Annotated in this window: 24 protein-coding genes; 14 read left to right on the forward strand and 10 right to left on the reverse strand. The window is 64.4% G+C overall.

Translation table 11 applies throughout. From position 1 onward, the window contains the following. The first annotated feature begins 8 nt into the window (after nucleotides 1-8). From NKI37_RS13750 to NKI37_RS13770, 5 genes are all read left to right on the forward strand, one after another. Complete coding sequence (locus NKI37_RS13750; RefSeq protein WP_027049083.1) at nucleotides 9-713, forward strand: nucleotidyltransferase family protein; 705 nt, start codon at nucleotides 9-11, stop codon at nucleotides 711-713. Next, nucleotides 710-3,847, forward strand: a complete 3,138-nt coding sequence (gene addB / locus NKI37_RS13755; RefSeq protein ID WP_352789316.1) for a double-strand break repair protein AddB — start codon at nucleotides 710-712, stop codon at nucleotides 3,845-3,847. Before NKI37_RS13750 ends, addB begins: the two co-directional genes overlap by 4 nt. Next, nucleotides 3,844-7,365 carry a double-strand break repair helicase AddA gene (addA, locus tag NKI37_RS13760; protein WP_352789317.1) on the forward strand — a complete coding sequence of 1,174 codons (3,522 nt, stop codon included), beginning with the start codon at nucleotides 3,844-3,846 and terminating at the stop codon, nucleotides 7,363-7,365. Before addB ends, addA begins: the two co-directional genes overlap by 4 nt. Nucleotides 7,366-7,438: 73 nt before the next feature. Further along, entirely contained in the window at nucleotides 7,439-7,762 is a 324-nt protein-coding gene (trxA, locus tag NKI37_RS13765) for a thioredoxin (RefSeq protein WP_023672297.1), read from the forward strand. A gap of 132 nt (nucleotides 7,763-7,894) precedes the next feature. After that, nucleotides 7,895-8,176 carry a cupin domain-containing protein gene (locus NKI37_RS13770; RefSeq protein ID WP_023681396.1) on the forward strand — a complete coding sequence of 94 codons (282 nt, stop codon included), beginning with the start codon at nucleotides 7,895-7,897 and terminating at the stop codon, nucleotides 8,174-8,176. 437 nt (nucleotides 8,177-8,613) lie between these two features. Here the strand turns inward: NKI37_RS13770 and NKI37_RS13775 are convergent, their stop codons facing one another. From NKI37_RS13775 to NKI37_RS13800, 6 genes are all read right to left on the reverse strand, one after another. After that, nucleotides 8,614-9,033 (reverse strand): VOC family protein, encoded by a 420-nt coding sequence (locus tag NKI37_RS13775; RefSeq protein WP_352789319.1) that lies wholly within the window; start codon nucleotides 9,031-9,033, stop codon nucleotides 8,614-8,616. Nucleotides 9,034-9,059: 26 nt separating this feature from the next. Continuing rightward, nucleotides 9,060-10,385 (reverse strand): bifunctional folylpolyglutamate synthase/dihydrofolate synthase, encoded by a 1,326-nt coding sequence (locus tag NKI37_RS13780; RefSeq protein WP_023672293.1) that lies wholly within the window; start codon nucleotides 10,383-10,385, stop codon nucleotides 9,060-9,062. 62 nt (nucleotides 10,386-10,447) lie between these two features. Then, complete coding sequence (gene accD / locus NKI37_RS13785) at nucleotides 10,448-11,374, reverse strand: acetyl-CoA carboxylase, carboxyltransferase subunit beta (RefSeq protein ID WP_023672292.1); 927 nt, start codon at nucleotides 11,372-11,374, stop codon at nucleotides 10,448-10,450. A 101-nt stretch (nucleotides 11,375-11,475) separates the two neighbouring features. Further along, nucleotides 11,476-12,315: a tryptophan synthase subunit alpha gene (gene trpA, locus NKI37_RS13790; RefSeq protein WP_023693067.1), complete on the reverse strand. Its 840-nt coding sequence runs from the start codon at nucleotides 12,313-12,315 to the stop codon at nucleotides 11,476-11,478. Nucleotides 12,316-12,317: 2 nt separating this feature from the next. Further along, nucleotides 12,318-13,568 (reverse strand): tryptophan synthase subunit beta, encoded by a 1,251-nt coding sequence (trpB, locus tag NKI37_RS13795; protein WP_023681393.1) that lies wholly within the window; start codon nucleotides 13,566-13,568, stop codon nucleotides 12,318-12,320. Nucleotides 13,569-13,658: 90 nt separating this feature from the next. After that, nucleotides 13,659-14,318, reverse strand: a complete 660-nt coding sequence (locus tag NKI37_RS13800) for a phosphoribosylanthranilate isomerase (protein ID WP_023681392.1) — start codon at nucleotides 14,316-14,318, stop codon at nucleotides 13,659-13,661. 109 nt (nucleotides 14,319-14,427) lie between these two features. Between NKI37_RS13800 and NKI37_RS13805 the strand changes: the two genes are divergently transcribed. Further along, on the forward strand, nucleotides 14,428-14,646 hold the full coding sequence (locus NKI37_RS13805; RefSeq protein ID WP_023672288.1) for a hypothetical protein: 219 nt from the start codon (nucleotides 14,428-14,430) through the stop codon (nucleotides 14,644-14,646). An 18-nt stretch (nucleotides 14,647-14,664) separates the two neighbouring features. Here the strand turns inward: NKI37_RS13805 and NKI37_RS13810 are convergent, their stop codons facing one another. The 4 genes from NKI37_RS13810 to NKI37_RS13825 all read right to left on the reverse strand — a co-directional run bounded on the left by NKI37_RS13810 (nucleotide 14,665) and on the right by NKI37_RS13825 (nucleotide 18,144). Next, on the reverse strand, nucleotides 14,665-15,423 hold the full coding sequence (locus tag NKI37_RS13810) for a M48 family metallopeptidase (protein WP_023681391.1): 759 nt from the start codon (nucleotides 15,421-15,423) through the stop codon (nucleotides 14,665-14,667). A 198-nt stretch (nucleotides 15,424-15,621) separates the two neighbouring features. Then, nucleotides 15,622-16,107: a DUF2852 domain-containing protein gene (locus NKI37_RS13815; RefSeq protein ID WP_023672286.1), complete on the reverse strand. Its 486-nt coding sequence runs from the start codon at nucleotides 16,105-16,107 to the stop codon at nucleotides 15,622-15,624. A gap of 117 nt (nucleotides 16,108-16,224) precedes the next feature. Then, nucleotides 16,225-17,367: a benzoate/H(+) symporter BenE family transporter gene (locus NKI37_RS13820; protein WP_023672285.1), complete on the reverse strand. Its 1,143-nt coding sequence runs from the start codon at nucleotides 17,365-17,367 to the stop codon at nucleotides 16,225-16,227. A gap of 6 nt (nucleotides 17,368-17,373) precedes the next feature. Next, the gene (locus tag NKI37_RS13825; protein ID WP_023744912.1) at nucleotides 17,374-18,144 is read right to left on the reverse strand and encodes an alpha/beta hydrolase; all 771 of its coding nucleotides are present in this window, start codon (nucleotides 18,142-18,144) and stop codon (nucleotides 17,374-17,376) included. A gap of 246 nt (nucleotides 18,145-18,390) precedes the next feature. On the opposite strand from NKI37_RS13825, the gene infC reads away from it, so the two are divergent. From infC to NKI37_RS13865, 8 genes are all read left to right on the forward strand, one after another. Continuing rightward, nucleotides 18,391-18,927 (forward strand): translation initiation factor IF-3, encoded by a 537-nt coding sequence (gene infC, locus NKI37_RS13830; RefSeq protein ID WP_023744911.1) that lies wholly within the window; start codon nucleotides 18,391-18,393, stop codon nucleotides 18,925-18,927. A 132-nt stretch (nucleotides 18,928-19,059) separates the two neighbouring features. Continuing rightward, nucleotides 19,060-19,698: a methyltransferase family protein gene (locus NKI37_RS13835; RefSeq protein ID WP_023755491.1), complete on the forward strand. Its 639-nt coding sequence runs from the start codon at nucleotides 19,060-19,062 to the stop codon at nucleotides 19,696-19,698. Between the two features lie 348 nt (nucleotides 19,699-20,046). Continuing rightward, nucleotides 20,047-20,250 (forward strand): 50S ribosomal protein L35, encoded by a 204-nt coding sequence (gene rpmI, locus NKI37_RS13840; protein ID WP_006201248.1) that lies wholly within the window; start codon nucleotides 20,047-20,049, stop codon nucleotides 20,248-20,250. 39 nt (nucleotides 20,251-20,289) lie between these two features. Further along, entirely contained in the window at nucleotides 20,290-20,691 is a 402-nt protein-coding gene (rplT, locus tag NKI37_RS13845) for a 50S ribosomal protein L20 (RefSeq protein WP_023672281.1), read from the forward strand. Nucleotides 20,692-20,987: 296 nt separating this feature from the next. Continuing rightward, nucleotides 20,988-22,040 carry a phenylalanine--tRNA ligase subunit alpha gene (gene pheS / locus NKI37_RS13850; protein WP_032891898.1) on the forward strand — a complete coding sequence of 351 codons (1,053 nt, stop codon included), beginning with the start codon at nucleotides 20,988-20,990 and terminating at the stop codon, nucleotides 22,038-22,040. Next, nucleotides 22,037-22,483: a GFA family protein gene (locus tag NKI37_RS13855; protein ID WP_023696009.1), complete on the forward strand. Its 447-nt coding sequence runs from the start codon at nucleotides 22,037-22,039 to the stop codon at nucleotides 22,481-22,483. The genes pheS and NKI37_RS13855 overlap by 4 nt, the downstream gene beginning before the upstream one ends. A gap of 2 nt (nucleotides 22,484-22,485) precedes the next feature. Further along, nucleotides 22,486-24,894 (forward strand): phenylalanine--tRNA ligase subunit beta, encoded by a 2,409-nt coding sequence (gene pheT / locus NKI37_RS13860; RefSeq protein ID WP_352789323.1) that lies wholly within the window; start codon nucleotides 22,486-22,488, stop codon nucleotides 24,892-24,894. A 160-nt stretch (nucleotides 24,895-25,054) separates the two neighbouring features. Continuing rightward, nucleotides 25,055-25,657 carry a nucleotidyltransferase family protein gene (locus NKI37_RS13865; protein ID WP_023672277.1) on the forward strand — a complete coding sequence of 201 codons (603 nt, stop codon included), beginning with the start codon at nucleotides 25,055-25,057 and terminating at the stop codon, nucleotides 25,655-25,657. Nucleotides 25,658-25,821 lie beyond the last annotated feature (164 nt).

Genomic DNA, 25,821 nt, shown 5'->3' on the forward strand with positions numbered 1-25,821 from the left:
CCACAGCGATGGTGCTGGCGGCTGGTCTTGGCAAGCGCATGCGGCCGATCACCGACACCATGCCGAAGCCGCTGGTGCGGATCGCCGGCAGGACCTTGCTCGACTGGGGGCTGGACAGTCTCGAAGCGGCCGGCGTCGAGAAAGCCATCGTCAACGTGCACTATCTGCCGGACCAGATCGTCGCCCATATCGCCCACAGGCGGGCGCCAAAGATCGTCATTTCCGACGAGCGCGACGCACTGCTGAATTCGGCGGGTGGCATCGTCAAGGCATTGCCGCTGCTGGGCAGCGACCCCTTCTACATCATCAACGCCGATACGTTCTGGATCGACAGCGGCCAGCCCAGCCTCGAGCGCCTTGCCCTTGCATGGGACGGCGCGAAAATGGATATTCTGCTGATGCTTACCGATCTCGACTCGGCCACCGGACACGGTGTCGGCACGGATTTCCTGATGGCGCCGGATGGCGGCCTGCGGCGCTCGAAAGGCGATCCGGCCGGGTTGATCTATGCCGGAGCGGCAATCGTCAATCCCGCCATCTTCAGGGATGCGCCGGCCGGGGCGCATTCGCTCAACACCCATTTCGACAAGGCAATCGCCTCTGGCCGTCTGTTCGGCATGCAGATGCGCGGAAGCTGGATCACCGTCGGCACTCCCGACGCCATTCCGCAGGCGGAAGCGGCCGCCGCCGAAGCTCTCGCGAAGGTGGTATGAGCGGCGCGCGCCGCGTTCTTTCGATCCCGCCCGGAGCGCCATTCCTGCCGACTCTGGCCGAGGCCTTGCTGGCCGGACGGCTGGTGCCCGGCTTCCGGTTCGACGGCGATCCGCTGGCGCTGGCTGATGTCACCATCTATGTGCCGACACGGCGCGCGGCCCGTGCGCTGCGCGGCGCTTTTGTCGACGCGCTTTCGGGACCGGGGGGGAGCCGCCGTTCGGCGATCCTGCCGGTCATCCGCCCGCTCGGAGAGTTCGACGAGGACGAAGCCGCCTTCGACGCCGGCACGGCGACCGAGCTTGAAATGGCGCCGCCGATCGCAGCCATCGAACGCCTGCTGCTACTGGCGCCGCTGGTGCGGGCCTGGAAGCGCACCTTGCCGGCGCATGTCCTTGATATGTTCAACGAAGAGATCGTCGTGCCGGCCTCCGCCGCCGATGCGATCTGGCTGGCGCGCGACCTCGCCCGGCTGATGGACGAGATCGAAACCGAAGGCACGGACTGGACCAGGCTTGCCGATCTGGTCACCGGCAATCTTGCCGGATGGTGGCTTGTGACGCTCGATTTCCTCCGTATCGTCACCGAGGCCTGGCCGAAATTGCTGGAGGAGCGCGACCGCTCCAACCCGGCCGCGCACCGCAATGCGCTGATCCGGCGCGAGGCGAAGCGGCTGGAACGCAACCCGCCCAAAGGCCCGGTGATCGCCGCCGGCTCGACGGGCTCTATTCCCGCCACGGCCGAACTGCTTGCCACGGTCGCCAGCCTGCCCAACGGCGCCGTGGTGCTGCCCGGGCTCGATGGGATGCTGGACGAACCGTCTTTTGCCGCGATTGGGGCGCCCGGTGCGCGGCCGGCACTGCTTGGCCACCCGCAATACGGCATGGCCAAGCTGATCGGCAAGATTGGCGTGCTGCGTGGCGATGTCGAGGAAGTGGTCTCCGCCGAGCCCGCACTGGCGCTCCGCGCGGCCCTTGTCGGCGAGGCGCTGCGGCCGGCCGAGACCACGGAATTATGGGCCGAGACCCGCATATGCTTCAACGCCGTAGACATCGCCGAGGCCTTCGCCGACGTGACGCTGGTCGAAGCCGCCAGCGAACGCGACGAGGCGGCGGCGATCGCCATCGCGCTGAAAACTGCCGTGGAACAGCCGGGGCACAGGGCAGCGCTCGTTACCGGCGACCGCGGGCTGGCGCGGCGCGTCTCGGCCGAGCTGTTGCGCTTCGGCGTGATCGCCGACGATTCCGGCGGCACGCCGCTCGCCAACACGCCTGCAGCCAGCCTGCTGCGGCTCACACTTCACGCGGTATTCCGGCCCGGCGATCCCGTCGGCCTTTTGTCGCTGCTCAAGCATCCGCTGCTCGGGCTCGGACTTGAGCGCACCGGCGTGCGCCATGCCGCCGAGCTCATCGAACTCGTGGCGCTGCGCGGCGGCACCGGACGCCCCGACATCGCCGCCTTGCCAGCACTGTTCGAGGAGCGTCTCGCCGGGCTGAGCGGGGACAAGCGCCAGCCCTTCTGGTTTTCGCGCCTGAGCGTGCGCGGCATCGACGATGCCCGCGATATGCTGAGCCGGCTTGTGGCGGCGCTGGCGCCGCTGACCGCCTTTCGCGGTGAAGAGAATGCCGATCTCGTCGCGTTGACCAGAGCGAGCGTCGCCGCGCTGGAAAATCTCGGCCGCACGGCGGAGGGCAGCCTGGCTGAATTTTATGCCGGCGACGCCGGCGAGAAACTCGCCGAGCTGCTGCGCGGTGTGGTCGCCGCGTCTGCATCGTTCGACTTCCCGGCCGACGAATGGCCTGATGTGATGGACGCGCTGGTAGCACCGGAAACGGTCAAGCCGGGGCAAGGCACAGACCGCAACATCGCGATATGGGGCGCGCTGGAGGCACGGCTGCAGAGCGTCGACACGCTTGTCATTGGCGGGCTGAACGAAGGCGTGTGGCCACGCAAGCCGGAAAGCGATCGCTTCATGTCGCGGTTGATGAAGACCGGCATCGATCTCGAGCCGCCAGAGCGCCGTATCGGCCTTGCCGCCCACGACTTCCAGATGGCGATGGGGGCGAAAAAGGTGGTGCTGACGCGCTCCGCCCGAGCCAGCGACGCACCGGCGGTGCCGTCGCGCTGGCTGCAGCGCATCCTCACCTTCATCGGCAAGGATCCGGCGGCCGCATTGCGCGGGCGCGGCGACGAATTGCTTGCCTGGGCGCGCGCGCTCGATGCCGGCGAGCGGCAGCATTTCGCGCCGCGACCGCAGCCGAAACCGCCGCTGAGCATGCGGCCCACCCACTTCTCGGTGACCGCGATCGAGACGCTGCGCCGCGACCCCTATGCGGTCTATGCAAGGCGTATTCTGAGCCTTCTGCCGCTCGAACCGGTGATCCGCGATCCCGGTGCGGCCGAGCGCGGCACGCTGTTTCATGACATCCTGCATCTGTTCTCGACAGAGGTGGCGGATCCCCGCGCGCCCGAAGCTCTGGAACGCCTCATCGCTGCCGGCCGGACCTGCTTTGCCGAGATCGCCCTGCCCGCCGACGTCGAGGCTGTGTGGTGGCCGCGCTTCGAAAAGCTTGCCGCCAACATCATCGAATGGGAGCGCGGCCGCGCTCCCGCCGTCGCCCGGCGGCATGCCGAGGAGCGCGCCGAAAAGACCGCTGTCGGCCGCACCGGCGTGACGCTGTCCGGCTATGCCGACCGCGTCGACCTTTTGGCCGGTGGCATGGCCGACATTCTCGACTACAAGACCGGCTCGTCCCCGTCCAAGGCGCAGGCCCACACGCTGCTGGCGCCACAGCTGGCGCTCGAAGGGGCGCTGCTCCGGCGCGGCGCCTTCAAGGGGCTTGGCGCGCGCGAGCCCTCCCAGCTCGCATTCGTGCGGCTGAAGCCGAATGGCGAAGTGTTCGAGGAATCCATCCTCGACTACAACCGCCAGCCTCGGACCGCCGAAGACCTCGCCGAGGAGGCTTGGGCGCGGTTGGAAAAGCTGCTGGTCCACTATGCCGATCCGACGACCGGCTATCTGTCGCGGGCGCTGCCTTTTCGCGAGGGCGAGAGCGATGGCGATTACGACCATCTGGCGCGCGTGCTCGAATGGTCGGCCGGCGGCGACAGCGATGACGAGGCGGGGGAGGCATGAAAAAAGCCTATCCCATCCCCAGCGAAACCGCCGCCAGCCAGGCGCGCGCCTCCGACCCGAAGAACTCGGCCTGGGTGTCCGCCAATGCCGGCTCGGGCAAGACGCATGTGCTGGCCCAGCGCGTCATCCGGCTGCTGCTCAACGGCACCGATCCGTCGAAGATCCTGTGCCTGACCTATACGCGGGCGGCCGCCGCCAACATGTCGAACCGCGTGTTCTCGACCCTGTCGGAATGGACGGCGCTCGGCGATGCCGAGCTTGCCACAAAGATTGAGGCGGTGGACGGCCGCCGACCCGACCGCGACACGATGCGGCGGGCGCGCCGGCTGTTTGCCGAAGCGCTGGAAACGCCGGGCGGGCTGAAGATCCAGACCATCCACGCCTTCTGCGAATCGGTGCTGCACCAGTTTCCGCTGGAGGCCAACATCCCGGCGCATTTCGAAATGCTCGATCCGCAGATGGAGGCCTCGCTGTTTGCTGGCGCCCGCCGGGACATGATTTCGGGCACGTCAGCCGGAGACACCGGACTGGCCGAGGCCTTCGCCACCGTGCTGGAGCGCGGCGGCGAACACGGACTCGATGCGCTGCTCGCCGAAATCGTGCGCAAGCGCGACGGCTTACGCGGCTTCATCGGTGCGGTCCGGCGCGACGGCGGCGGCTTTCAGGCCCTGTTCGACGAATTCCATTTTCGCCCCGGGCAGAGCGCCGAAGACATAGCGGCATCGGTATGGCCGCTGCCGGGTTTCCTGCCGGACTTCTTTGCAGTGTTCGCCAGTGCCGCCGAGACCACCGACGCCCGCACCGTGCTCAACAATCTCTTGCCCTATGCCCGCTTGGCCTTTGCCGAGACGGACCCGACCCGCCGGCTGCAGATGCTCGGCAAAGCCTTTCTCAAGGCCGATGGCGACCCCTATGATCCCTCAAAGTTGTTCAAGAAGGCGCTGCTCGGCCGGCTGCCCGACCTTCCCGAGCGCTATCTGGCGGCCGTCAAGTCGATAACAGACGTCTCCGACCGGCTGGCGCTGTTCCGGATGCTGGAAGGCACGGTCGCGGCGTTGACCATAGCCGACTGGCTGATCGTGCGGTACGAGCGCCTGAAGCGCAGCCGCGGCTTTCTCGATTTCAACGACCTCATCACCCGCACCGTCAACCTTCTGGCGCGGCCGGATGCCGGACCCTGGGTGCAGTACAAGCTCGACCAGGGTATCGACCACATCCTGCTGGACGAGGCGCAGGACACCAGCCCCGACCAATGGGAGGTGGTGAAGCGGCTGGCGGAGGAGTTCTTTGCCGGCCACGGCCAGCGCGGCACGACCAATCGCACGGTGTTCGCCGTCGGCGACGAAAAGCAGTCGATCTATTCCTTTCAGGGTGCCGCGCCGGATTCCTTCGCCGACAGCCGGCTCTTGTTTTCCGGACGCGTGAACGCCGCCAATGCTTCGTTTGCCGACCTGAAACTGACCTGGTCGTTCCGGTCGACCGACGACGTGCTTGCCGCCGTCGACCGCATCTTTGCCGATCCGGGCGTGCGGCGCGGCATCAGCCATGACCCCGATCCGCTCGACCACAAGGCGATCCGCAACGACGCGCCTGGCTATGTCGAGGTCTGGCCGTCGCTCGGCGCTGACGCCGTCGAGGAGCCCGACGACTGGACGTTGCCGGTCAATCATGCCAGCGCGCCGGCGGTGCGGGTGGCCGAGCACGTGGCTGCGACCATCCAGACCTGGCTCAAGGACCGCGAGATCATCGAGGGCAAGGGACGCAGGCTGAGGGCCGGCGACATTCTTGTGCTGGTGCGCAAGCGCGACCGCTTCGTCCATGCGCTGTCGCGCGCGCTGAAGGACCGCGATATTCCCGTCGCCGGCGCCGACCGGCTGAGCCTGCCCGGCCACATCGCGGTCAAGGACCTGATCGCACTCGGCCATTTCCTCATCCAGCCGCAGGATGACCTGTCGCTCGCCGCCGTGCTGCGCAGCCCGGTTTTCGACGTGTCGGAGGAGACGCTTTTTACGCTTGGCGCCGGACGGCCAGCCGGAACATCGCTGATCGCCTCACTACGCCAGCATGCTGGCGACAATACCGCGCTGACCGATGTCGTTGCCCGGCTCGACGGCTGGGCCAACGAGGCGGCGTTCCGGCCGGTGTTCGAATTCTACGCCGGGGTGCTGGCGCGCGACGGCCTGCGCAAGAAGATGATCGCCCGGCTTGGACCGGAAGCCGGCGACATCCTCGACGAATTCCTGAGTTTCTGCCTGGCCGAGGAACGCACCGGACTGCCGGGGCTGGAGGCCTTCCTGGCGACGCTGGAAAACACCGGCCCGGAGATCAAGCGCGAGATGGACCAGACGCGCGACGAGGTCCGCGTCATGACCGTGCACGCCGCCAAGGGCCTGGAAGCGCCTGTTGTCTTCCTGGTCGATGGCGGGTCGGCGCCGTTCAGCGACCAGCATCTGCCGCGGCTGATGCCGTTCGACGCTTCGGGCCGCAATTTCGACGGCAAGGGCTATCTCTGGCGCTCGGCCGCCGATGTCGCGAACGGCTTCTCCAAGGCGGCCTCGGCCAGGGCGCGGGAGCTTGCCGACGACGAATACCGCCGGCTGCTCTATGTCGGCATGACGCGCGCCGAGGACCGGCTGATCGTCTGCGGCTATCACGGCAAGCGTTCGCCGAGCACCGGCACCTGGCATTCGATTGTCAGCCGCGCGCTGCTTGCCGCGCCGGAAAGCACGGAGCGCCATCATCCCGCCAGCGGCGAGCCGGTGCATCGCTTCGTCATCACCAAGCTGCCGCCGGTGGCGCTGGCAGCCGCCGACGAGGCGCGGCTGCCGCAACCGCTTTTGCCGTTCTTGCCGGCAAACCTGTTTCGCCCTTTGCCGCCTTATGAAGAACTGCCGCGCCCGCTATCGCCCTCTGGCGCTTCGGCGCTGATCGACGAGGGCAAGGAGGCGGTCGTCGATACGCGTTCGCCGGTGCTGGACAGCGAAGCGGAGCCCGGTTTTGCCGTGATGCGCGGGCTGGCGCTGCACAAGCTGCTGCAGATGCTGCCCGGTTTTGCCGAAGACGAACGGCAAGGCGCGGCGGCGCAGTATCTCATTCGAGCCGGCGCCGACTGGCCGGAGGCCGAGCGCAACAAGGCGCTGGCTTCGGTGATGGCGATCCTCAGAGATTCGCGTTTTGCCGGACTGTTTTCGCCGTCGTCCCGCGCCGAAGTTGCTGTGATGGGCAGCCTTGAGGTCAAGGGCAGACTGCGCTCGATCTCCGGCAAGATCGACCGGCTGGCGGTGACGCCCGGGCGCGTATCGATCGTCGACTACAAGACCAACCGGCCGGCGCCCGCAGGCCTGGCCCAGGTGCCGCCGGCCTATATCCTGCAGCTGGCGCTCTACCGCGCGCTGCTCCAGCCGCTTTACCCCGGCCGCGCGGTGACGGCAGCACTGCTGTTCACCGAGGCACCGAGGCTTATCGAACTGCCGGCGCAGGCGATGGATGACGCCCTTGCCCGACTCACGGGAGCGTGACACAAGTTCTGCTTGAAGAAGGGCTGCTCAACCACCACATTTGGTGCGAGATAAATTTCGAAAGGATTTTCGCATGGCCACCGTCAAGGTCGACAAGAGCAATTTCCAGGCCGATGTGCTCAACGCCTCGCAGCCCGTAGTGGTGGATTTCTGGGCGGAATGGTGCGGCCCGTGCAAGATGATCGGTCCGTCGCTGGAAGAGATCGCCAACGAACTCGGCGACAAGATCAAGATCGCCAAGCTGAACATCGACGAGAACCCCGAGCTTGCCGCGCAGTTCGGCGTGCGCTCGATCCCGACGCTAATGATCTTCAAGGGCGGCGAAGTGGCCGACATGAAGGTTGGCGCTGCGCCGAAGACCGCGCTGTCGCACTGGATCAACGGCAGCCTCGCCTGAGCTGACTGATTTCCGAGATCCGAAGCCCGGCCCTCGCGCCGGGCTTTTTCTTTGGCGTCATCGCCCGGCCGCCTCTGGCCCTCGCATCGGCGCACTCCATGTCATCTGCTTGTTGCAGGACAGGAGAGACAAATGACCGGATCCGCCAAGGCCACCGTCTTCATCGACAATGAGCGCGTCATCGTCACCGAATATCGCTTCCAGCCCGGCGACAACACCGGCTGGCACCGGCATGGCCATGACTACGTCGTGGTGCCGCTGATGGACGGCAAGGTGAAGCTGGTGACCAAGGACGGCGAGAGTTTTGCTGAAATGAAGAAGGGCGCGCCCTACTTCCGCAAGGAAGGCGTCGAGCACGACGTCATCAGCGCCAATGACGGCGAATACGCCTTCATCGAGATCGAGCTGAAATAGGCCTCAGACTGGTGCCGCGGCCGCCGATGTCTATTTAGTTTGAGCCGCGGTTTTTTTGGCCTGCCTAGGCTTGCCGGGCTTCCGTCCGGTCGCGGGCTTCAGGACCTGCCCATATCCCTCTATAGCGCCCGTATACACACGTAGAGAAACGTCTCTCGGCTTACGAAATACGCGACACTGGGCTGGCCGGATGCATCATTGGGGCGCGTCGGTCTGTGGGCCACTCGAACAATTGGGTGCGGTGGCTCGATGGCTCCCGGTAACATCACATGATCGCCGACCCGCGGAGCATATTCAAATATCAGCTCCTCCGGCGGGTCGTTGTCGACGGTAACAAGACACTTCACAACCATTCGAGCTTGCCTCCATGCTTCGCCAAGCATATCGGGGCTTCTGCCCGAGGGGCAACCGCCCGATAGATTCCCCGGGCCAAAATACTACCAGTCGGCGATGCGATCCCCGCCGGTGAATTGCGCGCTTTTTGCGGTGTATTCGAACAGCTCGATCTTCACGCCGTTGGGGTCGCGGATCCAGGCCTGAAACGTGTCGTCGCAGGCATGCTTCTTGGCCGTGATATCAATGCCTTTCGACTTGATGTGGGCGATCGCCGCATCGATGTTTTCCACCTCAAGGCAGAAATGGTTGATCTGGTTGAGCTCGCTATGGCTGGTGCCGTCCTTCTGGAACACCTCGACATGGCTGCGGCCGCCGCAATTGAGGTAGAAGCCGAAGACCTTGTCGTCGCGCAGGAAATTGAACTGCGTGTCGAGGCCAAGCACGTCGCGGTAGAAGCTTCGCGTCGCCTCCAGATCATGCGCGAAGATGCAGACATGGGCGAGTTGCTTGACCTTGATCATGATGGGCTCCTCGCAGTGAAATGGCTTCAGGTTGGCGGCGTGCCGTTTTCGGCCAGCACCGCGCCGGCGAGATATAACGACCCCCCGATCAGGATGCGTGGCGCCGGCCCGTCCCAGGTGTCGCGCAGCAGCATCAGCGCACTGGCGACGGAACTGACCGGTTCGGCCGTGAGGCCGGCTTCGGTCGCCCGCACCGCCAGCTCGTCATTCGGCACGCCGGCATCGCTCATGCTCACCGGCACGGTGTAGACGTGCCGAGCCAGGCCCTTGAAGGCGTGGAAGTAGCCGCTCTGGTCCTTGGTGTTGATCATGCCGGAGATCAGAAACAGCGGCCGCGGGTTCTTTTCCTCCTGCTCGGCCAGCGCCTCGGCAATGACCATGCCGGCGCCCGGATTGTGGCCGCCGTCGAGCCAGATGTCGGCGCCCTTGGGCGCCAGCTCCATCAGCCGGCCCTGTACCAGTTTCTGCATGCGGCCCGGCCATGCGACGCTCGCCATCGCCTTCTCAGTGGCGCGATGACTGATTTCGAAACCGGTGGCCTTGACGGCGGCAATCGCTGCCGCCGCATTGGCGAACTGGTGGCGCCCGGGCAGGCGCGGTGGCGGCAGGTCCATCAGCCCGTCCTCATCCTGATAGACCATGCGGCCGTTTTCCTCGAAGGCGAGAAAATCCTGGCCGTAGACGAAGGTCGGGCAATCCAGCCGCTCGGCGGTTTCGATCAGCACTTGCAGCGCCGTCTCGCTCTCCTGCGCGCCGATGACCACCGGGCAGCCGCGCTTCATGATGCCGGCCTTTTCGGCGGCGATCAGTTCGACCCGGTCGCCGAGATAGGCTTCGTGATCCATCGACACCGGCATGATCACCGACACCGCCGGCCGGGCAACGACATTGGTGGCGTCGAAGCGGCCGCCAAGGCCGACCTCGATGATGGCGGCGGCAGCCGGATGCTCGGAAAACAGGATGAAGGTGACGGCGGTTAGGATTTCGAAGACGGTGATCTTCTGGCCGGCATTGGCCCGGGCGACGCGGGCGATGGCCTCGGCGAAGGTCTCGTCGTCGACCAGCCGGCCGCCGCCCTCGGCCGCCAGCCGGTAGCGCTCGGCCCAGTTCACCAGATGCGGCGAAGTGTGGACATGGACAAGGTGGCCGCCGGCTTCGAGCAGCGCGCGCGAAAAGGCCGCGCACGAGCCCTTACCGTTGGTGCCGGCGATATGGATGACCGGCGGCAGCCGCTCCTGCGGATTGCCGAGGCGTTCGAGCAGCCTTGTGATGCGGTCGAGCGAAAGGTCGAAGCCTTTCGGATGCAGCGCCATCAGGGCTTCGATTTCACGATCTGCGGCAAGCGTTGTCATGAGCGAATCCTACGCATGCGCGCAGGTGCACGCAATCGCGGTTTGCGGCCAGAAATGTCGCGTCAGGCTTGCGGGCGGGCTTCCGTCGGGATGACCGACGGCGGCAGGATTTCCGGCTCCAGCGGCTTTTGCTCCTGCGGCAGTTTGAGCAGGATTTTCAACAGCCGTGAAATCGTCTCGCGCAGTTCCAGCCGCGACACCACCATATCGACCATGCCGTGCTCCATCAGATATTCGGAGCGCTGGAAACCGTCCGGCAGTTTCTCCCGGATGGTCTGCTCGATGACGCGCGGGCCGGCAAAGCCGATCAGCGCGCCGGGCTCGGCAATGTGGACGTCTCCCAGCATGGCGTAGGAGGCGGTAACGCCGCCGGTGGTCGGGTTGGTCAAGACGACGATGTATGGCAGGCCGGCTTCCTTCAGCCGGTCGACGCCGATCGTGGTGCGCGGTAACTGCATCAGGGACAGAATGCCTTCCTGCATGCGCGCGCCACCGGAGGCGGCAAACAGGATCAGCGGCCGCTTGCGCTGCAAGGCGACCTCGAAACCGTGCACAATGGCGTCACCCGCGGCCATGCCGAGCGAGCCGCCCATGAAGGCGAAATCCTGCACCGTCACCACAACCGGCAGGCCTTTGACCGTGCCCAGCGCGTTGATGATGGCGTCTTCCAGGCCGGTCTTGGCCTTGGCGTCCTTCAGCCGGTCCGTGTAGCGCTTCTCGTCGCGGAACTTGAGCGGGTCCTGCATGACCTTGGGGTTCTCAAGCTGCTCGTATTTGCCGTCGTCGAGGAAGAATTTCAGCCGTTCCTTGGCCGAAATCTTCATGTGATGGCCCGATGACGGGATGACGAACTGGTTGGATTCCAGGTCCTTGTGAAACACCATCTCGCCGGTCTCGGGATCCTTGATCCAGAGATTCTCGGGCATGTCGGTGCGCCGACCGAGCATCGAATTGATCCTCGGGCGAACGTAATTGGTGATCCAGTTCATCGCTTCGGCTCCTGTCCTGACGAAGAGTTGGCTCGTGCATGTCGCCCAAAAGTGGGAACCGGTTTTGGGATAACGACTTGCACAAGGCCTAAGTAGGGAAACTATTCGGCAGCAGCAAGGCGGGCCGAACGCACGCCCTGAGACAGTCCGCTGACCAGGGTGGCGACGGCCTCGGCCGGGTCGGCGGTCTTCTCGCCCTTCGGTCCCAACACATTGGCGACCGCGTTGACGATCGCGGTGCCGACGACGACGCCATCGGCATTGGCGCCGATAATGCGCGCCTGCTCGGCGGTCTTGACGCCGAAGCCGACGCAGACCGGCAGATTGGTGTGGCCCTTGATGCGCTTGACCGCGGCGGCAACCTTGCCGGTGTCGGCCAAAGCCGAGCCGGTGATGCCGGTCATCGACACGTAATAGACGAAGCCCGACGTATTCTGCAGCACCTTGGGCAGGCGCTTGTCGTCGGTGGTCGGCGTTGCCAAGCGGATGAAGTTGATGCCGGCCTTCAGCGCCGGAATGCAGAGTTCTTCGTCCATCTCCGGTGGCAGGTCGACGACGATCAGCCCGTCAATGCCGCTGGCGATGGCGTCCTTGAGGAAGCGATCGACACCGTAGATGTAGATCGGGTTGTAGTAGCCCATCAGCACGATCGGCGTTTCATTGTCGGTGGCGCGGAAATCAGCCGCCGTCTTCAGCGTCTTGACCAGGGTCTGGCCACCTTTCAGCGCCCGCAGGCCAGCGGCCTGGATCGCCGGTCCATCGGCCATCGGATCGGAAAACGGCATGCCCATTTCAATGATGTCGGCGCCGGCCTTGGGCAGCGCCTTCATGATCGACAAAGCGGTGTCATAGTCGGGGTCGCCGCTCATGAAATAGGTGACGAGCGCCGGGCGGCCCTCGGCTTTCAGTTTTGCCATGCGGCGGTCGATGCGGGTCACCATGATCAGATCTCCATGCCCAGCATCGAGGCCACTGTGTGCACATCCTTGTCGCCGCGTCCCGACAGGTTGACGATGACGATCTGGTCCTTGTCCATATCAGGCACGATCTTCACCGCATGCGCGATGGCGTGGGCGGATTCCAGCGCCGGGATGATGCCTTCGACGCGCGTCGTCAGCTTGAAGGCTTCCAGCGCCTCGTCGTCGAGGATCGGCACATATTCGACGCGGCCGGAATCGCGCAGCCAGGAATGTTCGGGGCCGACGCCGGGATAGTCGAGGCCGGCTGAGATCGAATGGCCGTCGAGGATCTGGCCGTCGGCGTTCTGCAAGAGATAGGTGCGGTTGCCGTGCAGCACGCCGGGCGCGCCGGCATTCATCGAGGCGCAATGCTCGATGCCGTCAAGGCCGCGGCCGCCGGCTTCGATGCCGATGATGCGGACTTCTTTGTCATCCAGGAACGGATGGAACAGGCCGATGGCGTTCGAGCCGCCGCCGACAGCCGCGATGATGGTGTCGGGTAGCCGGCCTTCCTGTTCGAGGATCTGGGCGCGCGCCTCGATGCCGATCACCGACTGGAAGTCGCGCACCAGCTCCGGATAGGGATGCGGGCCGGCGGCAGTGCCGATCAGGTAATAAGTGTCCTCGACATTGGTGACCCAGTCGCGCAACGCTTCGTTCATGGCGTCCTTCAGCGTGCCGTGACCGGCGGTCACCGGCCGCACTTCGGCGCCGAGCAGCTTCATGCGGAAGACGTTGGGGCTTTGGCGGGCGACATCGGTGGCGCCCATATAAACGACGCAGGGAAAGCCGAAGCGCGCCGCGACCGTGGCCGCGGCAACGCCGTGCTGACCAGCGCCCGTCTCGGCGATGATGCGCTTCTTGCCCATGCGCTTGGCCAGCAGGATCTGGCCGAGGCAGTTGTTGATCTTGTGCGAACCGGTGTGGTTCAAATCCTCGCGCTTGAAGTAGACTTTGGCGCCGCCCCCGAGGCCCTTCGCCGAGGAAACCTCACGAAGGTGTTTTGTGAGCCCTTCGGCGAAATACAGCTTTGATGGCCGACCGGCATAATGGGTCGACAGGTCGGTCAGTTCGGCCTTGAAGTCCGGATCGTTCTTGACCTCGTTCCAGTGCCGTTCGAGGTCGAGGATCAGCGGCATCAGCGTCTCGGCCACGAAGCGGCCCCCGAAGATGCCGAACATGCCCTGTTCGTCGGGTCCCGTGCGGAAGGAATTGGGTGTCGCCGGCTTGTTCATCGCCGATCTCCTGGTCTTGGTTCTGAGCATGTCTTATCGGAAAACCGGTTCCCACTTCTCCGGAACATGCTCGGGTTCGAAAGAAGTGCCTCAGGCAGCGCGGTCGTCGCGCGCGGCCCTGACGGCCCGGAAGAACTGCTCGATCAGCGCCGGATCCTTGACGCCCGGGCCGCTTTCCACCCCCGACGAAATGTCTATCGCGGGCGGATTGGCTGATATCAGGGCGTCGCCGATATTGGCGGCGTTGAGCCCACCGGAAAGCATGTAATCGAGCCCGGCGTCAAGGCCGGCCAGGATGCGCCAGTCAAAGGCGACGCCATTGCCGCCCGGAAGTTGCGAGCCCTTTGGTGGCTTGGCATCGAACATGAAGCGATCGGCAACGCCGATGAACGGCTTTAGCCGCTCGAGATCGGCTACCTCACTGACGGAGAACACCTTCATGACAGGCAGGCCGTAGCGAGCTTTCACCTCGGCCACCCGCTCGGGCGTCTCCGTGCCGTGCAACTGCAGCATGTCGGGGCGCATCTTTGCGACGATCTCATCCAGGAACGCGTCATCGGCATCGACCGTCACGGCGACCGCCCTGGCCTTGCCGATTGCCGCCTCGCGCAGGCGGCCGGCTGCCGCAGGCTCGACATAGCGCGGGCTTTTAGCAAAGAAGATGAAGCCGACATGGCTGGCGCCGCCGGCCAGGGCCGCGGCCATTGCCTCATCGGTCTTCAATCCACAGATCTTGATATCGAGCGCCATGGCGCGGGGCTTGGCACGAAACCGGCCAAGAGTCGAGAAAAAGCATGCTGTTTGCCGGCAACGCCAAAGGCGCTACCTATTGATGGGAGAAGCAAGGCGGAGCAGACGAATGGCCGACCAGAGCATAGCCGAACTCAGGCAGAAGATCGCGCAAGCGCGCGACGTCATCGCCCATCTGATGCAAAAGGCCGCCTTCGACGGGGCGGAAGCGCACCGGGTCCTGGATTATTTCGGCAGCGATGCGTTCGAGCAGAATTTCCTGCCATGGCCGCGCCATGGCGACGAAGGGCTGCGGCCTGAAGAGCTTAATGCGGCCAATGATGATTGAGCGCGCCGCCGGCGAAGGCTAATCGAACACAATCGCCTGCAATGCCCCACCATTCCGCTTCAGCCAGTCCTTGCAGCGGTCGGTGTCGGGGCAGAGCTGCTCGCACAGTTTCCAGAATTTCGGGCCGTGGTTCATCTCCTTGAGATGCGCCACCTCATGCGCGACCAAGTAGTTTATCACCGGCGTCGGCGCCATCATGATGCGCCATGAGAAGGACAAATTGCCGTCGGAAGTGCAGGAGCCCCAGCGGCTCGACGTGTCCTTGAAGCGGATAGCCTTGGCGCGCTTGCCGATGGCCTCGGTATGCTTGACCACCAGCTTCTCGATGTCCTTCTTGGCCTCGCGCCTGAGGAAATCGGCGATGCGGCGCGGCAAATGTATGCGCTCGCCATGGACGATCAGCAGCGGACCGCGCTCGTCGCGCGACACGGTGACGGTGCCGCGTTTCGACGGTTCGTGGACGATGCGATGCGCGACGCCGCGTATCGGGATCTTGATGCCGGGGCGCACTTGCGGCCGTGTCGGTACCTTGGCCAGACGCTGCTCCAGCCAGCCCTGATGGCGGTGAAGGAATTTCTCCACCTCGCCGCGGCGCAGGCCCGGCGGCACGGTGATGCGCAGCCCCTGGCCGCCCGAATCGATGCGCAGCGTCAGCCGCCGTGCGCGGGCGCTCTCGACGATCCTGAGCGGCAGTGTGCGGCCGGCAACGACGTGCTCTCGCTCTTCGACAGGCGAGGGTTTTGGTTTGGTCAGGTTGCGGAAAAAGCCGAAGGACATGGCTGAACGATACGCGATTCGAGGAAAACGACCAGAACAAAAAAGAAACGGCGCCGCTCGCGCGACGCCGTCCATCATGCCAAGGCCTGTCTTAGAGCGCCGCGCGTCTCTGACGCGCAAAGGACGCTGTAGCACTCTAATTCGGCGCATGAACCTTTCCGAAAATCGGTTTCGATTTTCGGGGTCATGCGCGCAGCCTCAGTCGTCAAGCAGGTTCGGGCCCTTGCGCTTGGGCGTCGCGGGCTTGGCCGTTTCGGCCGAGCCTGTCTTCGCAGGCGCTGTCGACTTGTTGCGGTTGGCCATGAAGCGGTCGAACTCGTCCTGGTCCTTGGCGCGGCGCAATTCGCGGGCGTACTCGTCGAACTCGCTCAGCATCTCATCGAGCTTGCGACGCTCTTCGGCGAGGCGTTCGAGTTCCTTCTCGCGCCAGTCGTCGAAAGCGACATTGCCGGTGCGGGCCGAACCGTGGCCCCAGCGCGCGGCCTTGTCGGAACCGCGACGGCAGCCGGCGAAGATGCCGTCGGTGGCCCGGTTGACGTCGCGCTTGAAGCCGTCAAGCCGGTCGCCCCAGATGATGTAGGCGAGCATGGCGAAGCCAAGCGGCCAGAACACCATGAAGCCGATCACCATCAGCGCGATGGTCGCCGGCGTCCAGGCCGGGCGGATCAATGCGGATGTGTTCATTTTCTCCCATTCCTTCGGTTGGAGACAGCCAAGAGCGGCTGCGTGGATTCGAAATGGGATGAGAAAAACGGCGATTCAAGACAACGTCCGCCAAAACCGGACAAGGTCCTGAATTGATTATCGCTTTTTGACCGCTTCGAGGAAAAGCACGACCAGGCCGGCGACCAAGCCCCAGAAGGCGGCGCCAACGCCGAACAAAGTCAGCCCCGACGCGGTGACAACGAAGGTGACAGTAGCCGCCATGCGCTGGTCCTCGTCCTTGAGCGCGATCGCCAGCGCGTTGGCCAGCGACCCCATCAACGCCAGGCCGGCCACCAGCACGATCAGGCTTTGCGGCAGCACTGCGAAGATCGCCACCAGCGAGGCGCCGAAAACCGCGAAGATCAGATAGGCAAGTGCATAGAAGGGTCCGGTCTTCCAGCGCTCGGCCGGGTCGGGATGGACGTCCGGCCCGGTGCAGATCGCCGCAGAGATCGCGGCCAGATTGGTGGTCGAGCCGCCAAACGGCGCCGACAGCAGCGAGAACAGGCCGGTGACGCCGATCAGCGGGCCGGGTTCGGGGTGATAGCCGGCGGCGCGCAAGACGGCGAGACCCGACAGGTTCTGCGACGCCATGGTGACGAGGTAGAGCGGCAGCGCCAGGCCGATGACAGCTGCGGCGCTGAAATGCGGGGCAATCAGCGTCAGCGTCGACAGTTCCGGCGCCGGCAGTCCGCCGACGCGGCCTGTCAGGAAGGCGGCGATGCCGCCGCCGATCAGCACCGCCAGCACCGACAGCGCCGGGTTGAACAGGCGAATGACGAAGAAGGCCGCGATCAGCGGCAGGATCAACCAGGGGTCGACCGGAATGGTCTTGACGGCATTGAGCGCGAAGGTGACGACGATGCCGGCCAGCATGCCGGACGCGACCGACGTCGGTATCCTTGATATAAGCTGGGTCAGCGGCTTGAACAGGCCGGTGGCGATCAACATTAGGCCGGTGACGATGAAGGCGCCGACCGCATCGGCCATGGTAAAGCCGCTCGATGCCGCCATCAGCGCCAGGCCTGGTGTCGACCAGGCGGTGATGATGGGCATTTTCGTGCGCCAGGACAGCCACAGGCATTCGATCGCCATCGCCACGCACACTGCTGTCACCCAGCTCGCGGTCTCGGCCTGGGTGGCGCCAACCGCCTTGGCGGCGGCAATGACGACGGCGAGCGTGCCGCCGAAGCCGACGATTGCCGCGACAAAGGCGGATATCGGGATGGAAATGCGCATTCTTGCCTACCCCGCCCGCTGAACCATGTCGCCCACCGCCCTCAGCAGCATGTCGAGATCCTGCGGCCGCGACAGGCGGTGGTCGCCGTCGGGAATGAGCGACAAGGTGACGTCGTCGGCTGGCAGCAGCGAGACCAGCTTCAGCGCATGGCTTGCCGGCACGTCGGCGTCGGCCAGACCCTGCAGGATGTGGACGGGGCAATGGGTATCGATCGGCCCGGTCATGACCCGGTTCGCCCTGCCGTCCTCGATCAGCGCGCTTGTGTAGATGTAAGGCTCGGCGGAATAGTCCGAAGGTTCTTCGAAAAAGCCTTTCTCCCGGAGGTCGCGCCTCTGTTCCTCCGTCAGAGCCGGCTCGACCAGCTCGGCGGTGAAATCCGGCGCCGGCGCGAGCAGCACCAGGCCAACCACATTGCTGTCGCCCGCCTTGCGCATTTCCTGCACCATGCGCAGCGCGATCCAGGCGCCCATCGACGAGCCGACCAGGATTTGCTTGCCCTCGGTGAAACGCCGGAAGGCGGCGAGGCTCTCGCCAAGCCATTTCGAGATGGTGCCGTCGGCAAAGGCGCCGCCGGATTCGCCATGGCCGGAATAGTCGTGGCGCAGATATGCGCGGCCTTCCCTGGCCGCCCAATCCGACAACGTTTGCGCCTTCGTGCCCAGCATGTCGGATTTGTAGCCGCCGAGCCAGACGACGCCGGGCGTTGCGCCCGAGGAATGGCGAACCGCGATATCAATGCCGTCGACATCCAGTAGGGTTGGGGTGGTCGCGGTCATGGCTGTGGATCAATCCTGGTTCTGGGGGCCTGATTGTGGGAGCCTGATTTTACTCGCCGGTCTTTTGACACAGGCACAGGCGAGGCGGAAAGTGCTCGCGACATCCTTTGTTTGGTGCAGGCCTGCGATCAGGGTGATTTTCTGTCAGCGCTGTGCTATTGACTCCGCCCGCGCGCTCACCACATTGGCGCGTCCTGAACATTCTAGATTGAAACCCTGAACGAAACGGCCAAGGAGACCACGACCATTCGCAGACCTTTCAAAGCAGCGGCGCCCACCAAAGATGGCCCGCGCTCCAACCGTGATATCCGGGTTCCCCGGGTCCAGCTGATCGACGCCGATGGCCAGAACCGCGGCGATATTTCTATCAACGACGCATTGCTGCTCGCCGAAGAGGCAGGGCTCGATCTGGTCGAGATCTCGCCCAATGCGGTGCCGCCTGTCGTCAAAATTCTCGATCTCGGCAAATTGAAATACGCCAACCAGAAGAAGGCGGCCGAGGCGCGCAAGAACCAGAAGGTCATCGAGATCAAGGAGATCAAGATGCGCCCGAACATCGACAGCCATGACTACGAAACCAAGATGAAGGCCGTGCGGCGCTTTTTCGAGGAAGGCGACAAGGTCAAGCTGACGCTGCGCTTCCGCGGCCGCGAGATGGCGCATATGGAACTCGGCATGCAGCTCCTGAACAAGGTGCGCGAGGAGACGGCTACCATCGCCAAGGTCGAAGCCGAGCCGAAGCTGGAAGGCCGCCAGATGATGATGGTGCTGGCGCCGCGCTAGATCAGTTCGGGCGTTGCGCTCTAAATCCGCCTGAATCCTGTCTCATGGCGTCCCGGCGATCGGCGGGACGCCGATTCTCCTGTCCAGACGCCGCGATCGCCGGCAAAGCTTCTCGACGATCGGATTCCCGACATGGCCAATGAAATCAACCCTGCGCCCATCAAGGAGCTGGGCGGCTACCAGCACATGCGCCGCATGGTCCTTGCGGTGCTGGTGGTGGTGCTGTTTGCGGCACTGCTGTTCGGCCAGTCGACCTTCCCGCCCGATACCCCGGTGCATGAAACGATCGAGATGGTCGGCGTGCTGCTGATCTTCCTTGGCGTCGTAGGCCGCTTGTGGTCGACACTCTATATCGGCGGGCGCAAATCCTCCGAAGTGGTCACCGGCGGACCCTATTCGATCACCCGCAATCCGCTCTACGTGTTCTCGACCGTTGCCGCCGCCGGCGTCGGGGCGCAGATCGGCTCGTTCTCCGGCATCGTCCTGTTTGCGCTTTTGTGCGCCGGCGCCTTCCACATCGTCATCCTGCGCGAGGAACGGTATCTCAAGGAGGTTCTCGGCGCGCCCTACACAGCCTATCTGGCGCGGGTGCCGCGTTTCTTCCCCAAGCTGTCGCTCTACCAGGAAGGCGACACCGGCAGCTTCAAGCCGCGCCTCTTGCTGACCACCTTGCTCGACGGGCTGGTGTTTCTGGTGGCGTTGCCGGTGTTCGAGACCATCGATGGCGCCCAGCAATCGGGTATACTCCCGGTGCTGTTCAGGCTCCCCTAGGTAGGCTGATATTCAGGTGAGGCCGACCTGCAAACGGCCGATCCCTGCGCTTCCGGTGTTCACGTACTTAAGTACGCTCCGCTCCGGTTCTCGGCATCAGCCGTTTTCGGCTCGGCCTGACCTGAATCTCGACCCACCTATCGGAGCCCAGGCTTGCACCGTGAATTAAGACAGAGCGTCGCAGCCGCTCGGGTGTTGCGCGCCAGCCCGCTTTGAAGTATAGGACCGCCGTTCCAAGAAAACCGCCCGGCAGGGCATGCCGTGGCGGTTTCATTTGCTTTTCGGGCTTTTGGTCCGCCCGAAGCGAACAAGAAGCGCGATTGTGCGCCACCAATACGGAGTAGCAAAATGCCCAAGATGAAGACCAAATCGGCCGCCAAGAAGCGGTTCAAGATCACAGGTACGGGTAAAGTCCTGTCGGCTGCGGCCGGCAAGCGTCACGGCATGATCAAGCGTTCCAACAAGTTCATTCGAAATGCCCGCGGCACGATGGTTCTGGCTGAACCGGATGGCAAGAAGGTCATCAAGAATTTTCTGCCGAACGGCCTCTGAGCATTCGGTTTCAGGAACAGCGTTTAAGGAGATCATGACATGGCACGCGTAAAAAGAGGCGTCACCTCGCACGCCAAGCACAAGAAGGTCCTGAAAGCCGCGAAAGGCTTCTACGGCCGCCGCAAGAACACCATTCGCATCGCCAAGCAGGCGGTCGAAAAGTCGATGCAGTACGCGTATCGCGACCGCAAGAACCGCAAGCGCTCGTTCCGCGCGCTGTGGATCCAGCGCATCAACGCCGCGACGCACGAGCATGGCCTGACCTATGGCCGCTTCATCGACGGCCTCAACAAGTCCGGTATCGAGATCGATCGCAAGATCCTGTCCGACATGGCCATCCATGAACCGCAGGCGTTCGCCGCACTCGTGGCCAAGGCCAAGGTCGCGCTCGAATATCTGAAGAACACCACCCCGAATGCTTTTGAAAGCGCTGTCGCCTAGAGCATGATGCCAAAAAGTTGCTGACTTTTTGGACAACATCATGCTCAGGGAAATTTAGCGAGGAGCGCGATCTTTCCGAAAAGTCTGCAACTTTTCGGGATCGGGCTCCGAGCCCAGCGCTTCCCAGCATTCGCAATTCTGATTGGGGAACCCGCGCTGGCACGGCTGGCGCGGGTTTTTCTTATGGCTGAACTTTCAACTTGAAAGTGACTTTCACCTCAAAGTTGACTCCCAACACAGCGAGTTTGACCGTGAACGACATAGCTACCGGCTTGGATACTCTCGAAAACTCCCTGATGGCCGACGTCGCGTCGGCCGCCGATGAGGCTGCTATCGAAGCCGTGCGCGTCGCGGCTCTCGGCAAAAAGGGGTCGATCTCGGAATTGCTGAAGACACTGGGCGCGATGAGCGCCGAGGAGCGCCAGGTCAAGGGCCCCGCGATCAACGGCCTGAAGAACCGCGTCACCGAAGCGCTGACGACACGCAAGGCCGAGCTGAAGGATGTGGCGGTCACGGCGCGCCTTGCCGCCGAGACGGTCGACGTGACGCTGCCGGTGCGGCAATCGCCGGCCGAGCGCGGCCGCATCCATCCGATCAGCCAGGTCATCGACGAGATCGCGGCGATCTTCGGCGATCTCGGCTTTGCCATCGCAGAAGGTCCCGATGTCGAGAGCGACTATTACAATTTCACCGCGCTGAATTTCCCCGAAGGGCATCCGGCGCGCGAGATGCACGATACCTTCTTTTTCCAGCCGGACGAAAAGGGCGAGCGCAAGCTGTTGCGCACGCACACCTCGCCGGTACAGATCCGCACCATGGAGAAGCAGAAGCCGCCGATCCGCATCGTCATTCCCGGCAAGACCTACCGGCAGGATTCCGACGCTACCCACTCGCCGATGTTCCATCAGGTCGAGGGGCTGGTGATCGACAAATCGGCCAATGTCGCCAACATGAAGTGGGTGCTGGAAGAATTCTGCAAGGCTTTCTTCGAGGTGCCGCAGGTCAAGATGCGCTTCCGGCCGTCCTTCTTCCCGTTCACCGAGCCCAGCCTCGAGGTCGACATCCAGTGCGACCGCTCGCGGCCCGGCGAAGTGCGATTCGGCGAAGGCTCCGACTGGATGGAGATCCTCGGCTGCGGCATGGTCCACCCCAATGTGCTGCGCGCCGGCGGGCTCGATCCCGACGAATATCAGGGCTTTGCCTGGGGCATGGGCATCGACCGCATCGCCATGCTGAAATACGGCATGCCGGACCTGCGCGCCTTCTTCGACGCCGATGTCCGCTGGCTGTCGCATTACGGTTTCAGGCCGCTCGACATGCCGACGCTGTTCGGAGGTCTTTCCGCATGACGGCGCCGCACACGGGTGGCTGCCGCTGCGGCGCGGTACGGTTCGAGGCATCAGTCGAACCGCACCATATCAGCTATTGCCATTGCGGCGATTGCCGGCGCGCCAGCGGCGCGCCGGTGTCGGCCTTTGTCGGCTTCCTGACCGAGCAGGTGGCTTTCACCGGCAAGGCGCTGAAGATGTACGAGAACGGGCCGGTGACGCGCTCGTTCTGCGGCATTTGCGGCTCGCCTATCGCCTATGTCGACGAGCGGCTGGAAGACCACATCTATTTCATGCTGGGCGCCATGGACATGCCGGCCTATTTCCGGCCGACGCACCATGCCTATGTGCGCGAGCAGCTGCCCTTCGTGCATATGCCCGACGACTTGCCGCGCCATTTGAAGACAAGCGTACCCAGACCCGATGGACAAGGTCCGGGCGGGTACAGACAAAACGGAACATAGTGATGAAACTCACCCTTTCCTGGCTCAAGGATCATCTCGACACCGACGCCACGCTCGACGAGATCGTCGAGAGGCTGACCTCGATCGGCCTCGAAGTCGAGCATGTCGACGACAAGGCCGGCCTGAAGCCGTTCGTCATCGCCAAGGTGCTGACGGCGGTGCAGCATCCCGACGCCGACCGGCTGCGGGTGCTGACCGTCGACACCGGCAATGGCGCAGCCCCTGTCCAGGTGGTGTGCGGTGCGCCGAATGCCCGCGCCGGCTTGATCGGCGCCTTCGCCGCGCCCGGCGCCTATGTGCCCGGTATCGACGTGACGCTGACCGTCGGCAAGATCCGGGGCGTCGAGAGCCATGGCATGATGTGTTCCGAGCGCGAGCTGGAGCTGTCGGATGAGCACAATGGCATTATCGACCTGCCGGCCGATGCGCCTGTCGGCACCAGCTTCGCGGCTTACGCGCATCTCGACGATCCGGTGATCGAGATCAATCTGACGCCGAACCGGCCGGATGCGACCAGCATTTACGGCGTCGCCCGGGACCTGGCGGCAAGCGGGCTTGGCCGGCTCAAGACCGCGCCGGTCGAAGCGGTCCTTGGCAAAGGTGAAACGCCGGTCAAGGTGACCATCGAGGCGCCGGAGCTCTGCCCCGGTTTCGCGCTGCGCCTGGTGAAAGGCGTGAAGAACGGGCCGTCGCCGAAATGGCTGCAGCAAAGGCTGATCGCCATCGGCTTGCGCCCGATCAGCGCGCTGGTCGACATCACCAACTACGTCACCTTCGACCGTGGCCGGCCGCTGCATGTGTTCGATGCCAAGAAGGTCGCCGGCAATCTCGTCGTGCGCCGCGCACGCGACGGCGAGAAGGTGCTGGCGCTTGACGGGCGCGAATACACGCTGACGCCGCAGATCTGCGTGATCGCCGACGACAATGGCGTCGAATCGATCGCCGGTGTCATGGGCGGCGAGCATTCCGGCTGCGACGAGAACACCACGGACGTGCTGATCGAATCCGCTCTTTGGGATCCGATCACCACGGCCCGCACCGGCCGTACGCTCGGCATCATCACCGATGCCCGTTACCGTTTCGAGCGTGGCGTCGACCCGGAATTCATTGTGCCCGGCGTCGAGCTGGCGACAAAGCTGGTGCTGGAGTTCTGCGGCGGAGAGCCGACCGAGACGGAGGTGGTCGGCTATGCCGGCTACAAGCCGAAGATCGTTTCCTTCCCGATCTCGGAAGTGAAGCGGCTGACCGGCATCGAGGTGCCGAAGGCGGAAAGCCTCGACATCCTGACCCGCCTCGGCTTCAAGCCGTCAGGCTCGGGCGACGTCGTCGATGTCGCTGTGCCGTCCTGGCGTCCTGACGTCGACGGCAAGGCCGACCTGGTCGAGGAAGTGATGCGCATCCACGGCGTCGACAACATCGCGCCGCAGCCGCTCGGCGCGCATGACGCGGTCAACTCCAAGATACTGACGACGCTGCAGGTTCGCACCCGCACTGCCAAGCGCTCGCTCGCCGTGCGGGGCATGCTGGAGGTTCTCACCTGGTCGTTCATCCCGGCCAAACACGCCGAACTGTTCGGCGGCGGCCAGACGGCGCTGAAGCTCGCTAATCCGATTGCAGCCGACATGTCCGATATGCGGCCCTCGTTGTTGCCCGGCCTGATCGTCGCCGCGCAGCGCAATGCCGACAAGGGCATCGGCGATGTCGCGCTGTTCGAGGTCTCCGGTACCTATGAGGGCGACGGCCCCGACCAGCAGCGGCGCGTTGCCGCCGGTGTGCGCCGCGGCACCGCCAAGCTCGACGGTTCCGGCCGCAGTTGGGCCGGCAATTCCGGTCCGGTCGGCGTGTTCGACGCCAAAGCCGACGCGATTGCAGCGCTGGAAGCCTGCGGCGCGCCGGTCGACAGGCTGCAGATCGAGCCAGGCGGTCCGGCCTGGTATCATCCCGGCCGCTCCGGCACGATCAAGCTCGGCCCGAAGACAGTGCTCGGCACCTTCGGCGAGTTCCACCCGAAGACGCTGGAGGGGTTGGACGTTTCCGGACCGATCTGCGGTTTCGAGGTCTATATCGACGCCGTGCCCGAGCCGAAGGCCAAGCCGACGAAAACCAAGCCGAAGCTGGAGCTCTCCGCCTTCCAGGCAGTGAAGCGCGACTTTGCTTTCGTCGTCGACAAAGGGGTCGAGGCCGGCACGCTGGTGCGGGCAGCGCTCGCCGCCGACAAGAAGCTGGTCACCGGCGTCTCGGTGTTCGACGTCTTCGAGGGCGCTTCACTCGGTGCCGCCAAGAAGTCCATCGCCATCGAAGTGTCGATTCAGCCGGTTGAAAAGACGCTCACCGACGAGGATTTCGAGGCGCTGGCCAAGCGCATCGTCGACAATGTCGGCAAGCAAACGGGCGGCATGCTGAGAACGTAGAGCGGCTAACGCCGCCCTACGTATTTCGACTTCACGCAATTCTTAGGGAAAGCGCGTCTTAGGGAAAGCGCGGCGCGCTTTCCCAGTAAAACCGCTACACACTTTTCCTGGAATTGCTTCTGAGGATTGCCGGCAGTTGCGAATCGCTCTCCAAAGGGCGATGGACCATCTGCGCTATTCCGGTCTGCCGTTCGAAGCCCAGCGCGAAGCGTTTCTCGCCATGGTGTTGGCGGATGCGCTCGTCAGCGACGCGCTGGAGCGGGCCCGCACGCTGGCGTTGCCGGACTGGCTGGTGGTGTCCGGCGCGCTCTACAACAGCGTCTGGAACCACCTGACCGGCAAGGCGCCGGGCTACGGCATCAAGGATGTCGATCTCTTCTACTTCGATGACAGCGACCTGTCCTACGAGGCCGAGGACGCGGTCATCCGTCGAGCCGCGCAGCATTTCGAGGGGCTGGCTCTGCCGGCCGAGGTGCGCAACCAGGCACGGGTGCATCTGTGGTATCCGCAGAAATTCGGCCAGCCCTGCCCGCGCTATACGAGTTCCAGCGAGTCGGTGAGCTATTTTGCTTCGAAGACGCATGCGGTCGGGGTCCGATACGATGCCGATGGGCAGCTTGAGGTCGTGGCGCCGTTCGGGCTGGATGACCTCTTCGCGTTTCGCATCACGCCCAACCGGCTGATGGATAACAGGCGCACGCATGAGGCCAAGGGGGCGAGGGCGAAGGCGTGCTGGCCGGAGATTACGGTGGTGCCGTGGTGAGACTTACCCTCCCCGTTGTGGGGAGGGTCGGCTCGCTGTCGCAGCGAGGCGGAGACAGAGAGACGGGGTGGGGGTGCGCCTCACGAGGACCCCCACCCCCCACCCCCGGGCGGGTCGACCCGACCCCCCCACGGCGCGGGTAAGGTCGCGCACCCCTGCCCCAG

Source organism: Mesorhizobium sp. M0626 (assembly GCF_040320665.1).
GTDB lineage: Bacteria > Pseudomonadota > Alphaproteobacteria > Rhizobiales > Rhizobiaceae > Mesorhizobium.

Bases quoted from the DNA above. Each gene is read 5' to 3' on its own strand.
- NKI37_RS13750 (WP_027049083.1), top strand. From the start codon at position 9: ATGGTGCTGGCGGCTGGTCTTGGCAAGCGCATGCGGCCGATCACCGAC.
- addB (WP_352789316.1), top strand. From the start codon at position 710: ATGAGCGGCGCGCGCCGCGTTCTTTCGATCCCGCCCGGAGCGCCATTC.
- addA (WP_352789317.1), top strand. From the start codon at position 3,844: ATGAAAAAAGCCTATCCCATCCCCAGCGAAACCGCCGCCAGCCAGGCG.
- trxA (WP_023672297.1), top strand. From the start codon at position 7,439: ATGGCCACCGTCAAGGTCGACAAGAGCAATTTCCAGGCCGATGTGCTC.
- NKI37_RS13770 (WP_023681396.1), top strand. From the start codon at position 7,895: ATGACCGGATCCGCCAAGGCCACCGTCTTCATCGACAATGAGCGCGTC.
- NKI37_RS13775 (WP_352789319.1), bottom strand. From the start codon at position 9,033: ATGATCAAGGTCAAGCAACTCGCCCATGTCTGCATCTTCGCGCATGAT.
- NKI37_RS13780 (WP_023672293.1), bottom strand. From the start codon at position 10,385: ATGACAACGCTTGCCGCAGATCGTGAAATCGAAGCCCTGATGGCGCTG.
- accD (WP_023672292.1), bottom strand. From the start codon at position 11,374: ATGAACTGGATCACCAATTACGTTCGCCCGAGGATCAATTCGATGCTC.
- trpA (WP_023693067.1), bottom strand. From the start codon at position 12,315: ATGGTGACCCGCATCGACCGCCGCATGGCAAAACTGAAAGCCGAGGGC.
- trpB (WP_023681393.1), bottom strand. From the start codon at position 13,568: ATGAACAAGCCGGCGACACCCAATTCCTTCCGCACGGGACCCGACGAA.
- NKI37_RS13800 (WP_023681392.1), bottom strand. From the start codon at position 14,318: ATGGCGCTCGATATCAAGATCTGTGGATTGAAGACCGATGAGGCAATG.
- NKI37_RS13805 (WP_023672288.1), top strand. From the start codon at position 14,428: ATGGCCGACCAGAGCATAGCCGAACTCAGGCAGAAGATCGCGCAAGCG.
- NKI37_RS13810 (WP_023681391.1), bottom strand. From the start codon at position 15,423: ATGTCCTTCGGCTTTTTCCGCAACCTGACCAAACCAAAACCCTCGCCT.
- NKI37_RS13815 (WP_023672286.1), bottom strand. From the start codon at position 16,107: ATGAACACATCCGCATTGATCCGCCCGGCCTGGACGCCGGCGACCATC.
- NKI37_RS13820 (WP_023672285.1), bottom strand. From the start codon at position 17,367: ATGCGCATTTCCATCCCGATATCCGCCTTTGTCGCGGCAATCGTCGGC.
- NKI37_RS13825 (WP_023744912.1), bottom strand. From the start codon at position 18,144: ATGACCGCGACCACCCCAACCCTACTGGATGTCGACGGCATTGATATC.
- NKI37_RS13835 (WP_023755491.1), top strand. From the start codon at position 19,060: ATGGCCAATGAAATCAACCCTGCGCCCATCAAGGAGCTGGGCGGCTAC.
- rpmI (WP_006201248.1), top strand. From the start codon at position 20,047: ATGCCCAAGATGAAGACCAAATCGGCCGCCAAGAAGCGGTTCAAGATC.
- rplT (WP_023672281.1), top strand. From the start codon at position 20,290: ATGGCACGCGTAAAAAGAGGCGTCACCTCGCACGCCAAGCACAAGAAG.
- pheS (WP_032891898.1), top strand. From the start codon at position 20,988: ATGGCCGACGTCGCGTCGGCCGCCGATGAGGCTGCTATCGAAGCCGTG.
- NKI37_RS13855 (WP_023696009.1), top strand. From the start codon at position 22,037: ATGACGGCGCCGCACACGGGTGGCTGCCGCTGCGGCGCGGTACGGTTC.
- pheT (WP_352789323.1), top strand. From the start codon at position 22,486: ATGAAACTCACCCTTTCCTGGCTCAAGGATCATCTCGACACCGACGCC.
- NKI37_RS13865 (WP_023672277.1), top strand. From the start codon at position 25,055: ATGGACCATCTGCGCTATTCCGGTCTGCCGTTCGAAGCCCAGCGCGAA.